7 protein-coding genes, 1 other RNA gene and 1 CRISPR repeat array are annotated in these 12,781 nt (G+C 58.0%); of the genes, 3 read left to right on the plus strand and 5 right to left on the minus strand.

Annotated features, from left to right (window positions below; genetic code table 11):
- Nucleotides 1-124 precede the first annotated feature (124 nt).
- Nucleotides 125-892, minus strand: a complete 768-nt coding sequence (locus tag KTAU_RS02465; protein WP_170293004.1) for a glycerophosphodiester phosphodiesterase — start codon at nt 890-892, stop codon at nt 125-127.
- A gap of 311 nt (nt 893-1,203) precedes the next feature.
- Between KTAU_RS02465 and fxsT the strand changes: the two genes are divergently transcribed.
- From fxsT to ssrA, 3 genes are all read left to right on the plus strand, one after another.
- A complete protein-coding gene (fxsT, locus tag KTAU_RS02470; protein WP_151726870.1) occupies nt 1,204-4,134 on the plus strand; it encodes an FxSxx-COOH system tetratricopeptide repeat protein in 2,931 nt (976 codons plus the stop codon).
- Nucleotides 4,135-4,278: 144 nt separating this feature from the next.
- Nucleotides 4,279-4,656: a thioesterase family protein gene (locus KTAU_RS02475; RefSeq protein ID WP_151726871.1), complete on the plus strand. Its 378-nt coding sequence runs from the start codon at nt 4,279-4,281 to the stop codon at nt 4,654-4,656.
- A gap of 165 nt (nt 4,657-4,821) precedes the next feature.
- Nucleotides 4,822-5,188, plus strand: a transfer-messenger RNA (tmRNA) gene (gene ssrA / locus KTAU_RS02480).
- A gap of 115 nt (nt 5,189-5,303) precedes the next feature.
- Nucleotides 5,304-7,128: direct repeats of the CRISPR family, unit length 37 nt; unit sequence GTTCCAATCCCTCAACGGGCTTCTGCGGTGGTCTGAC.
- 670 nt (nt 7,129-7,798) lie between these two features.
- Here ssrA and KTAU_RS02485 read toward each other — a convergent pair.
- The 4 genes from KTAU_RS02485 to KTAU_RS02500 form a co-directional block, all read right to left on the minus strand.
- Nucleotides 7,799-8,383, minus strand: coding sequence for a Clp protease N-terminal domain-containing protein (locus KTAU_RS02485; RefSeq protein ID WP_151726872.1), 585 nt, complete (start codon nt 8,381-8,383; stop codon nt 7,799-7,801).
- Between the two features lie 394 nt (nt 8,384-8,777).
- Nucleotides 8,778-10,196 carry an MFS transporter gene (locus tag KTAU_RS02490; RefSeq protein ID WP_151726873.1) on the minus strand — a complete coding sequence of 473 codons (1,419 nt, stop codon included), beginning with the start codon at nt 10,194-10,196 and terminating at the stop codon, nt 8,778-8,780.
- Between the two features lie 245 nt (nt 10,197-10,441).
- Nucleotides 10,442-11,785, minus strand: a complete 1,344-nt coding sequence (locus tag KTAU_RS02495; RefSeq protein WP_151726874.1) for a dihydrolipoamide acetyltransferase family protein — start codon at nt 11,783-11,785, stop codon at nt 10,442-10,444.
- Nucleotides 11,778-12,779 carry an alpha-ketoacid dehydrogenase subunit beta gene (locus KTAU_RS02500; protein WP_069803505.1) on the minus strand — a complete coding sequence of 334 codons (1,002 nt, stop codon included), beginning with the start codon at nt 12,777-12,779 and terminating at the stop codon, nt 11,778-11,780. Before KTAU_RS02500 ends, KTAU_RS02495 begins: the two co-directional genes overlap by 8 nt.
- Nucleotides 12,780-12,781: the final 2 nt, after the last annotated feature.

Here is a 12,781-nt window from a genome sequence, read left to right on the forward strand (position 1 = left end):
GTGGGGAAACCATCCCATTCTAGGGATCTAGAACGAATGGCTGTTAAGAAAGGACACGCCTCCCCCTGGAGGGCACATAGCCGCGCGCCGTGCCCGACAACTCATGCATGGCGTGGGGCTACGATTACGATAAAGCAGAGAAGAGAGTGGGCCGATCACTGGTCAAAGCATCAACACCGCTCGCCGCCAGCTCCCGCAGACGTTCGAGACTGTTCACTGTCCAGACGCCAAGTTTGAGGCCGCAACCATGGACCAGGACAGGCAGTTGCGATAGGAAAAGGGTCTGATCCACATCCAACCAGCTACAGCCTAACTCACGGACCTGCTCTACCAGGGTATCGAGGGCCTGCCCGGCCTGGGGGTCCCAGATGTCTTCGGAGAGGACTGCCCCCGTCTCTAGCTTCGGCTCTCGTCGCTTCACTTCTGGCAAGAGATACCAGTCAAAGGAGATGACTACGGCCTGGTCGACCATGTCCGCATGCCGTAGCTCTTCGACGACCGCTTCGGCAATGCCCGGGTAGCGTCCATAGACGCTTCCACGCTGGCTCGGCTTGATTTCAATCCAGACGCGTCGTTGTCCTTTGACAAGGTCAAGGACCTCGCGCAGGGTGGGAATAGGTTGCGGCTCCGGCCAGCCACCAGGAAAGTGGGCCGCAGCGTTGAGACTGCGTAGATAGGCAAAGTCTAGATCAAGAATGTTTCCTCGACCATCAGTGAGCCGCTCGACTGTGGCATCATGGAAGACGATAAGATGGCCATCACGACTCATCTGCACATCCAACTCAATGGCATCCACAGGCAAGACTAAGGCCTGTCGGAAGGCCGCCAGGGTGTTCTCGGGCGCCAGCTGCGCCCCACCACGATGTGCAATACGTTGAACTGCACTTACCATACAGCACTCCATATAAAGTGTTACACTCTGTTTAAATAAATTTCTCTTGCGAAGCAGATGGGCTGTATCAGCCCTGAAGCCGATAGCGAGCATGGAACATGTCGGATTCCTCGCCTCATTTATTGCGACCTCGCTCTCACTGAGTGTATACTAGATGTGTAGCCACTGTACAAGATGCACGTTACCTTCGTGTTTCGCTCGAGGGGGCGTTCATCCTTTCGATCCGTTCGCCAGACAGCGAAGAACCTTGTGCTTCCCGGCGGTAGGGCAAGGAACTGCCCTTGTCTCACTCATACGCAAGGAGCCAGAACATGGCAGTGAAGGTCTTCCTGGCCTACACCTTCAAAGACGAAGCCGCGCGTAACGAACTTATCAATCATCTCTATCAACTCCGCTGGCAAGGTCTCATTGCTGATTGGGAGGAGCGTGCTACGGGCCAGGGTCTTTCCTGGCAAGGAAGCGGTGAGATCAGTTCTGCCCTGGAACGAGCGCAGCTCATTCTCCTGTTAGTAAGCCCCGACTTTGTGCACTCTGCCTACTGCTACAGTGCAGAGCTGAAAGTGGCTCTCCAACGTCATAACGCTGGCCTGGCACGGGTGATTCCCGTGCTCGTGCGGCCAACTGAGCGAGAGGACACGCCACTGGCCGATTTAGCGGTTCTGCCGACTAATGGCGTGGCCATTAGCGCCTGGGAGGATCGTGAAGCGGCCTGGCAGCAGGTGATTGCGGAGTTAGGGACCTGGCTCGCTGCTGCTGCGAGCGCGAGCGCCACCTCTACTGCGGCTATTCCGCTACCTCCACCACCGACCCCGCCAGTTGAGCCAGCGACAGCGGCCTCTTCCTCGTCTTCGCCCTCACTCTGGCTGGTACCCTATCGACGGAACCCGCTCTTCACTGGTCGCTCCTCGTTGTTAGCCTATCTGCACGACATGCCTATTAGCAACAAGGCCAGCGCGGTTACTCCAGCACAAGTGGTGAGCGGACCAGCCGGCAGCGGGAAGACGCAGTTGGCTCTTGAATATGCTTATCGGTACGGCCACGAGTATGAGGCTGTGCTCTGGGTCAATGCTGCCAGCCGCCAGCTACTCATTCATGAGTTGGCACGTATCGCTGAGGCGCTCGAGCTGCCGGAGCGAGTGCTTCCTAATCAATATCTGGTCGCCCTGGCGGTGCGTCGTTGGCTAGAAAAGCGGCCAGGCTGGCTGCTCATTCTGGATAATGTGGCGGATGGTGAGACGATCCGCGATTTGTTGCCCGTGGGAGCCCGTGGTCATCAGATTCTGCTGGCTCGTCAGCCACTAGCCCTGCCCAAGGCTATGCAAGTGACGCTCCCTGCGCTGACAGCGGAGGAAGCTGCTCTTCTCTTGTTGCGTGCTGCTGGCTCGCTGCCGGTGGAGGCAACGCTGGAGCAGGCTCCTCCAGCAGAGGCTAGCCGGGCCGATGAGGTGGTTGCTGTGCTCCGGGCCTATCCTCTGGCCCTTGCTCTGGCGGGAGCTTATATCGAGACAGAGCAATGTAGCCTCAGCAGTTATCTGAACCTCTACAAGCAGGCCAGCGTTGAGCTTCAGCGGAGCATCTGGTCGGCCACTCATCAGGTCGACAGTCTCTTTGCGCCGCTGGCAACCGTGTTGCATATCAGTCTCTCACGGGCCGAACGCATCAGTCCAAGTGCCGCCGAGTTATTGCGTCTCTGCTCCTTCCTGCAGCCCGATCATCTTCCCCTTGAGCTGTTGGTGAGCGGCGGCAGTGAATTAGGGGAGAGTCTGGGTCAGTTGCTCCTGGAGCATTTCGATCTGCTCAGACTGATCCATGAGTTACGTCGTTTTGCTCTGGTCGACTACAGCCGAGGGTCGCTGGTTCTTCATCGCCTGGTCAGCGCCTTTGTCCGTCAGCGTCTGAGTCGAGAATCGCGTCTACTGTGGGCGGAGCAGACTATTCGCCTAGTAGAGAGCGCCTGTCAGAGCGAGACAGCTACCCCTACAGCTCTCTGTCGGGCCTATCTGCCGCACTTGCTTACCTGTGCTCGCTGGGTTGAAGAGTGGCAGCTGGTCAGTCCTGACGCTGCGCGTCTCCTAGAGCAGACCGGCTATTACCTGCAGCGTTGTGTAGCCTACCGCGAGGCAGAGCCGCTCTTACGTCGGGCCTTGCTCATCCGTGAGCAGCAGCTTGGGCCAGAACATCCTGAGTTGAGTGCCAGCCTCTACAACCTTGGGCTTTTCTACGAGGAGCAGGGACGATCTCCCGAGGCTGAAGCGCTGTATTGGCGAGTAGTCGCTATTGAAGAGCGGCAGGCAGGGAACGACCACCAGGGATTGACTCGTGCTCTCTATCGGCTGGCCCTGCTCTACCGGGATCGGCGTGATTTCGAGCGGGCCGAATCGCTTTTCCTCCAAGTGTTGGAGAGCTGGCGGCAAGAGCTGGCACCTGAGCATCCTCTGCTCGCCACCCTCTACCACGAGTTGGCAACACTTTACCGGGTTCAGGAGCGCTATGAGCAGGCCGAGTGGCTCTATCAACAGGCGCTACGGATGCGCCGGCACCTGCTGGGGAGCGAGCACCTAGCAGTGGCGCAGACGCTGAGTGCTCTGGGCAGTCTCTATCATGCCCAGAGGCACCACGAGCAGGCCGAGCAGTGCTATCTTCAGGCGCTGACGATTCAGGAAGGTCTGCCGCTAGCCGAGCAGTTAGATCTGGCGACGACTTTGAATAATCTAGCTTTGCTCTATCGCGAGACTGGGCGTTATGGGCAGGCCGAGCTGCTCTATCAGCGAGCACTGGTGATCTATCGGCAGCTGGTCGGCGATGAGCATCCCTATACCGCGAGTTGCCTGGAAAATCTGGCGATGCTCTACCATGATCGCGGTGAGTATGAGCGGGCGGAGCCACTCTATCAGAGCGCGCTGCAGATTCGCGAGAGAATGCTGGGGGCTGACCATCCAGCCTTAGCGATCAATCTCAATAATCTGGCAACTCTCTATACAGCTTTGCACAAGTACGGTCCGGCGCGGGCGCTCTTCAAGCGGGCGTTGGAGATTGGCGAACGGGTCTTCGGAAAGAATCATCCAACGTACGCACGTTTTCTGGAAAACTATGCCTTGCTTCTGCAGCAGACGCGCCAGGTCAGTCGAGCGCTTGAGCTGCGTGCTCGTGCGCGGGAGATCCAGGCCCGGCAGGCGCAGAGCCTGTCAATAGGCCAGGCCGGGACCGGAGCTGCTCCAGGGAGGGCAGTCGTTTCCAACTAGTGTGCGAGAAGAACTGTGGGCGGCCTGCTGGATAAGGCAAAGGCAGCAAGCGGACAAACATCGATGAGAGGCACCAGCCACAGGGAGGGGGTCGTGTGCACTGGTGCCTCTCATTAAAGACTACAAGAAAGGGATGGGAGAGTTATGAGCTTACAACCAGGGCTGAAAGGTGAGGCGAGCACGACGGTTGTTCATGAGAACACGGCTGCCGCTGTTGGGGCAGGAGGTGTCGAGGTCTTTGCAACGCCGATGATGATCGCCTTGATGGAGAATGCAGCCTGGCAGGCGGTGGCTGATTTTCTTGAGGAGGGGTATGTTTCGGTGGGAACGCGCGTCGATGTGCGGCATCTGGCGGCGACACCGATCGGCCAGCGGGTGCATGCTACTGCCGAGCTGGTCGAGGTGGATGGTCGGCGCTTGGTGTTTAGGGTCGAGGCTTATGACGAGGAGAAGAAAATCGGGGAAGGCATCCACGAGCGTTTTATTGTCCATCTCCAACGTTTTTTGGAGCGCCTGAAATAATTCTCCCCTTGCTGGATGTTATATGGTGTGGTAAGATAAGAAGGCCACAAGAGGATGGCAGCTTATCCGATCCTGCCTTTGATTGCTTGCACTGGCCAGAGCTGTCTGGCGATGGCGATCAGGGTTGGTTGGGTTGCCACTACCCTACGCAATCGACCATACTATGGGGATGACGGGTTTCGACAGACAAGCTGTTGAAAGGATTGCAGGCCGAGGTGCCGGTGTGCTCTCTCGTTAAACAACCGGCGAAAAAATAACTGCCAACAAGGCAAATTACTCCTACGCTCTCGCCGCTTAATTAGGCGAGCGTCGTCCCTCTGACTTTCGCCTGTGGGGTCAGATGTGGGCGCCGACGACACGGGCTGCGGTGCTGGTGATCGCCCTCTAACCGGCATCTAAGACCAGAGGGCCAGCGCTGAGGAATCCTGTCGGTGGGAGTCCTCTGCGCATAGCAATACACCGACTAAGCCTGTAGGATATCCTTTAACAGGGTTGCCTGGACGGGGAGTTCAACTCTCCCCCATCTCCACCACTCCGAGGCCGCTTGAGAAGCGGCCTCGCTCTTTTTTCTCTCCCATGTGACAGTTTAGTCGACAGTTCTCTCCCCTTCTTCCAGCACGCTCCACCGCTTCATCGCCTCTCTCAGCGTTCCAATCCCTCAACGGGCTTCTGCGCTGGTCTGACCGTAATGCAATCTCTACCTGACTTTCTACGTAGTAGTTCCAATCCCTCAACGGGCTTCTGCGCTGGTCTGACCCGGGAGGAGACAAATGCTCCCCTCTCCTTCCAGACGATGTTCCAATCCCTCAACGGGCTTCTGCGCTGGTCTGACGTTGGTCCACTGCTCGGCTGCAGGGGCAGGCCGAAATTGTTCCAATCCCTCAACGGGCTTCTGCGCTGGTCTGACCGTGAGCCGGTTTGGTGAGTCGCTGCTCGCTAAGGTGGTTCCAATCCCTCAACGGGCTTCTGCGCTGGTCTGACCCACTGGAGCCGCGTGTGGCGCGTGCCATCCGCGCGTTCCAATCCCTCAACGGGCTTCTGCGCTGGTCTGACACCAGATCTTCGATGAGATTGCTGGCGACCTCGGAAGTTCCAATCCCTCAACGGGCTTCTGCGGTGGTCTGACCTTGCAGCAAAGGAGTCACCCCCAGGAGAATCCACTCGGTTCCAATCCCTCAACGGGCTTCTGCGGTGGTCTGACGCTCGGGTGCTCAAGGCGTTCTTGAATTTTTGCCGAAGTTCCAATCCCTCAACGGGCTTCTGCGGTGGTCTGACGATATTCGGGTTGCCGAATATGATGGTACCCGGCGGCAGTTCCAATCCCTCAACGGGCTTCTGCGGTGGTCTGACGATAATGCGGGCGCTGGTCATGATGAGGCTGCACAAAGGTTCCAATCCCTCAACGGGCTTCTGCGGTGGTCTGACGCAGCCTGATTTCGTCAAGCTGCTCTATCCCGAAGGTTCCAATCCCTCAACGGGCTTCTGCGGTGGTCTGACCAGCGACATCGGCTGTGCGGCGTTTTGTGCTTGACCGATGTTCCAATCCCTCAACGGGCTTCTGCGGTGGTCTGACCCATACTTGCGCCCTTCCTGGGCAATGGAGAGCAGGTTCCAATCCCTCAACGGGCTTCTGCGGTGGTCTGACCTGGGATTTCTTCTCTCCTGGGAGGGGGAGGGTACGAATCTGGTTCCAATCCCTCAACGGGCTTCTGCGGTGGTCTGACGAGACCCAGATCCTCCACTATCTGCAGCACTGATCGTAGTTCCAATCCCTCAACGGGCTTCTGCGGTGGTCTGACGTAGAGGAAGGAAACTTGTGTCTTGGCCATGCGATGTGTTCCAATCCCTCAACGGGCTTCTGCGGTGGTCTGACGTAGAGGAAGGAAACTTGTGTCTTGGCCATGCGATGTGTTCCAATCCCTCAACGGGCTTCTGCGGTGGTCTGACTCGATCTGCAGGGAAAGCGATTCGTCATAATCAACGGCCAGTTCCAATCCCTCAACGGGCTTCTGCGGTGGTCTGACCTCGTGAATATGGCGCACAATTTGACGAAAAAACACGTTCCAATCCCTCAACGGGCTTCTGCGGTGGTCTGACGAGGGAGGTGCCCAGGTGGTTCAGCCGGTGGTTCAGGGTTCCAATCCCTCAACGGGCTTCTGCGGTGGTCTGACGCTCTTTCCTGAAAGCCGGCTGTACGTTCTCGACAGCAGTTCCAATCCCTCAACGGGCTTCTGCGGTGGTCTGACCAGCGGCAGCGTATTCGTCGACGTGCATTATCTCGACGGGTTCCAATCCCTCAACGGGCTTCTGCGGTGGTCTGACTTGAAATCCTCTACAGCGATAGCTGGCAATGGGAGAGCGTTCCAATCCCTCAACGGGCTTCTGCGGTGGTCTGACTGTTTGTATCCGTGAATGACTCTGTTATTCATGTGTCAGTTCCAATCCCTCAACGGGCTTCTGCGGTGGTCTGACAGTACCCTCTCTAGAGTAGCATCTGGAGCGGCCTCCGTCAAGTCGTTTCGAGCATCCCAAAAAATCGGTCATTAGTGACCGCTTTTATGCGGCTATGATGCCAGCCACTATGGCCTTCCAGCGGCCTGGAAAGCCTTTCGAGCATCGCTGCGTGGAAAGTCGGGAGCCGAGATGCTCGAAGCGAACGGCACTAGTTGTACAAGCAGTAATATTGGCTTCTGTTGACAGTAGTGAAAGTGGCACCAAAGTAGAGAGTAGTGCACGCAGATGGAGCAGCTCGATGGGGCAGCGCCTCGCCGATCTGGAGACACGCCCGCCCTTGGCTCGACCCACGATCACGACCCCTGCGGTCTCCAGGCAATCTCTCACGCCCAAGACTGCGCGAGCGCCTCGCAGCCTGGTGTCAACTCAGTGGCAGCCCTAGAAAGGTCGAGAGCCTCTACCCCGACCCGCTTGAGGATACTGAAAGGGGGATAAAGAAGATAGCAAGGCAGGAGCAACGAGGAGAGAGCAGGAAACCAGCCTCGTTTGGCACACATGCAGCTTGCGGCTGTAACCATCGAGAGGGTCGAACAAGCCAGGATATGCGATCCAGGGCCTGCAGGCTCACACCGGAGTCCCTGGACTAGACCTCACAGCAGGAACCTGTGCGTATCGCCATCCCATAGCATTATTCTCCTTTGCCAATGGCACGCAACGTCTGCCTACGAGCCTCGGCGAGATCGATCCCCAACATGGTCGGCACCCCTGCGCCAAGACTGCCCTCTGCCCGAAGCAACCCGAGCAGCAAATGGTCAGTGCCGATGTGCCCTGCTTTAAGTCTCCGAGCCTCTTCCTTGGCCAGCGCAAAGACCTGTCTGGCTCGCATTGTCCAGAACGGCTCGCCTTCAACCGCATGATCACCACTCCCAGTGATCGCCTCGACTTTCTCGCGCGCCCGGTCCAGATCACCGGCTCCAAGCTGCTTGAGTACCCGGGCAGCGACTCCCTCCCCATCACGCATCAATCCCAGGAGCAGGTGCTCTGTCCCCACCGCAGGATGGTTGAGAGGCAGGGTTTCCTCCTTCGCTAGATGCAGCACAGTACGCGCCCGCATGGTAAATCGTTCAAACTGTTCATCCCAGGGCATCAAGTCCCCCGGCGCCATGTTGGCCATGACTTTGACGACTCGCTGGAACTCCTTGACAATAGCCTTCTGTACAACCGAGTCCAACTGCTCGACTTGCTCAACGATTCTGCGGAGTTCCTCGTTCACAGTATTCCCCCTGTTTCGCAGAAAGCAGCTGCCCCCATTCTTTACAGAAAGGCAAAAGCCCCTAGCCCTGCGATAAGTCTCTGTCGACCTGGAGAGGCAAGCACAACTACCCTGCCCTTCTGAGTCCACATACGGCCAGATATTGCCAGAGAGCCAGGCAGTTGAGAAGATGCCCCCGCCGAATGTCCAACTCTGGTCGTATCCATTGGGACCATAGACATCCACCAACCACCCCAAGAAAACGGCTGAGAGAGGCAGGATGTCTGGCCGGTCTCTCGTGCCAGGGGTCCCCGCCCTGCTGCGCCAAGCGAATGCCCCCTACCATGAGCAGCGCTTCCTCTCTACAGCAAGCGATCAATGGCTCTAACTCTGGCCCTCAGACCCCCATCTCCGTCTAAAACGTCTCCCGTACCTCTCTCACAAGCAGCGGATACAAACAATTGCCCAGCGCGAGGGCCCCAAAGAGCAGAAAGACAGTCGCAGCTCCGACCCGATCGGTCAAAATCCCACCCAGCACTTGCCCCAGTGGCGCTAAACCCAAGGAGCCGATGGTATCCAGACTGATGACACGCCCCAGCTTGTCCCCAGGTACCTGCTCCTGCAAAATAGTGAAATAGACCGTGTTAAAAAAGGTCAGGCCAAAGCCGACCAGGATCGACGCCAGCGGAGCTAACCAGAGGGCCAACGCCGCCGGGATCAAGCCAAAAGCAAGCACGCCAGCCGCGCTCAGCATCAGAAAGAGATAGGCCAGCAACCCGCGTCGTCCCAGACGCAAGACCACCCCCAAAAGCAAGATGCTCAGCAGCGAGCCAATAGCCTCAGCTGTTTCAAGAAGACCAAGGAATCCAGCCCCTTGCCCATAGACAACCTGCACCAGCTTTGGCATAGAAACCGCCAAAGTGGCAATAAAGCAGACATTCCCAACGGTCGCACTGAGCAAGGTCACCCAGATCCAGCGCGAGCAGCGCACATAGACGAGACCCTCACCCAGGTCCTGCAGCACCTTCTGCAAACCAGACCTCAGCCCCCACAGCCGCCCTCTCACGAGATTCTCCTCCTCGCCTTCAGCATCCTCACGCAGCGCCAGAGCTGACGATCCGAGTTGCTCTTGCTGAGAGCGCCGGTGGCGCTCAACAATAGGAACAGGGAGCAACAGAAGCATCGAGATAAAAAAGCTCACAGCATCCAGAGCAAAGGCTGAAAACGGTCCTGCCAGAGCAATGAGTAAAGCCCCGAGCACCGGCCCCACCAGTCCCGCCAGATTGAGGCTCAGGGCGGTCAAAGCATTGGCAGATGGCAGCTCCTCCTTGGCTACAAGCTCGGGCGGGAGAGACATCAGCGCAGGATTGAAAAAGCCTTCAACGATCCCAAAGATAAGGCTCTCTACTACAAGCAGCCAGAGCTGAAGGAGACCGGCAACGCCGAGCACTGTCACAGAGAGCAGGACAAGGCCCCGTAAGCCATCCGACCAGAGCACGATCGAGCGCCGCGGCAGCCGGTCAGCAGCAACGCCCCCGATCAGCACAAAGGCGAGGTTGGGAACCAGCCTGGCCATCAGGATCAGACCCATCGCTGTGGCCGAGTGCGTCATCAGCAAGACCTGCCAGGCCAGCGCCAGCGAGAAGACATTGTTGCCCAGGTTTGAAATCGTCTGGCCCAACCAGAGCAAGCGAAAAGAACGACTGGCCAAGGCCCGCGCAAAGGTGAAACGCCGCATCAGCTGCCGAGCAAACTCACCACTGCGCCATAGCCACCCACCAAAGCGAGAAGCTTTAGCCGCAGACTGCCGAGGGGGTTCAGAAATATTTGCCATTAAATCTGCCTCTTTGGAGTTGATAAATGCAAATATTTTATATACTAGACCTCATTTCCTGTCAATGACAGAACAAAGTTGCCATAAAAATGGGAGGATTACGCAGCTTGAAGAAGAAAATTTGGCAGTGCACTTCCCGTTGCCAAAACAAGGAGGCTCTTCTGACGGTCTCAGAAGAGCCTCCTCACTGAGTCCAGGAGAGGGCCGTCTACTCGTGTCGTCTATCGCTGAGGTCTGTCGCGGCCTTAGCCCAGCAGGCTAAACGGATTCTGCAGCAAACGCTTGACTTCCTGCAGGAAGCGAGCCACCGTCGCCCCATAGAGGATACGATGGTCAGCAGAGACCGTGACATGCATCATATCGCGCAGCACCGGCTGATCATCGATAGGCACAAAGGTGCGCCGCACGGAAGCCACCGCCATAATGGCTGCCTCGGGCGGATTGATCACAGCGATGAACTCACTGACATCAAGCATGCCCATATTGGAAATTGAGAAGGTACCACCCGAAAGATCAGCTGGCGTCAACTTCCCAGCGTGGGCCTTCTCAATCAAAGCACGGGCCTCACGCGCAATGGTGCGTACTCCTTTGAGATTGGCATCGCGGATCACCGGCACCACCAGGCCATGAGGAATATCGACGGCGATCCCGACATTGATCGCCTGGTGACGCACAAACTGGCCATCGCGATAGGAGCTGTTGACCTCGGGGAACTTCTCCAGGGCCAGGGCACAGGCTTTGATAATAAGATCGTTGATCGAGACTTTGACGCCCCCCTCACCCACACTCTCGTTGAGCTGCCGACGCAGCGCCAAAGCCTCGGTCATGTCAATCTCAGTGCTGACATAGAAATGCGGGATCGTCTGCTTCGACTCGGTCAGACGCCGCGCGATAGTCGTCTGCATACGCGAGAGCGGCACCAGCTCTTCAGCAGGAGCCGCACCGACCTCAGCTGCGGCAGCAGGCGCGGCGGCTGGAGGTGCTGGGGTGGCCCCAACCCCGGCCTGCGCTGGAGCAGTCACCGCTGCCGTCCGACGACTTTCAAGGAACGCCTCGATATCATCGCGCACGATACGCCCACCAGGGCCAGAGCCACGGATCTGACGCAGGTCAATATTATGCTCCTCCGCCAGGCGACGAGCCAACGGCGAGGCTTTGATCAAGCGATCACCATTCTCTTGACCAACCGGCGCAGTCGACGGTGGCACCTCAACTGGCGCCGTAGCTCGCTGACGCGGCGCTTCCTCCTGAGACATCCCCAGGCCGGAGCCACCACCCCCAGTCGCAGAGGAAGCGGTCGTCGTTTGCGGAGCCGGGCGCATTGCCCTCGCCTCCTCCTGGTCAGCAACAGCCGCCCCACTCCCAATCAGTGCAATCACCTGACCGATCGGGGCACTTTCTCCTTCCTGGATCAGGATTTTTTCCAGGACCCCGCTCTCATAGGCCTGCAGCTCCATCGTCGCCTTATCGGTCTCGATCTCAGCGAGCACGTCCCCCCGCTCAACGCGATCGCCTGGTTTCTTTAACCAGCGAGCAATCGTCCCCTCCTGCATCGTATCGCTGAGCCGGGGCATAGTCACCTCAGGCATAGACGACCCTCCTCTTGCGAATGGCCAGGCGATCGACCGCCTCCACCAGCTGCCGCGCACTTGGCAAAGCCGCCTGCTCCAGCGGCTTCGAATAAGGGAGCGGCACCTCCGCACCAGCAACGCGCTGAATGGGCGCATCTAGATAATCAAACGCTTCCTCCTGAAGAGTGGCCGCCAGCTCGGCCCCAACCCCATAAGAGCGCCAATCCTCCTCAAAGATGATAGCCCGGTTGGTCTTCTTGACCGAATTGACAACGGTCTCATGGTCAAGCGGACGCAAGGAGCGCACATCAACCACCTCGATGCTGAGCTGACGCTCCTGCTCCAGCCGACGAGCGACATCGAGAGCCACCACCGCCATACGCGAGTAGCTGATGATGGTCAGATCATGGCCCTCCTTCATGACCTGAGCCTTACCTATGGGGATCGTATAATCCCCTTCAGGCACCTCGCCACGTGTATTGTAGAGTGCCAGATTCTCCAGGAAGAGCACCGGGTTGTCGTCACGCACAGCGGTCCGCAACAGACCTCGGGCATCCGCCGGCGTGGATGGCGCGACCACCTTGAGACCAGGGACATGAGCAAACCAGACCTCCAGGTTCTGCGAATGGGTCGCCGAGAGCTGCTGACCACCACCGCCCGGAGTACGGATCACCAGAGGAACCGGGCACTGACCGCCGAACATATAGTAGATCTTGGCCGCATGGTTGACGATCTCATCCATCGCCAGCGCAATGAAGTTGATCGTCATGATTTCCACAATGGGACGCAATCCAAGCATAGCGGCCCCGATCGCCAGCCCCACAAAACCGTTCTCACAGATCGGCGTATCAACCACACGCTTTGGACCAAACTCCTGCAGGAGGCCGGCGGTAATCTTATAGGAGCCTTCGAAGCGCCCAATCTCCTCGCCGATTAGAAAGACATTCTCATCGCGCTGCAGCTCCTCGCGCAGCGTATCGTGCAGCGCCTGGCGATAGGTCATCTCGGCCATAC

This window comes from Thermogemmatispora aurantia (genome assembly GCF_008974285.1).
GTDB lineage: Bacteria > Chloroflexota > Ktedonobacteria > Ktedonobacterales > Ktedonobacteraceae > Thermogemmatispora > Thermogemmatispora aurantia.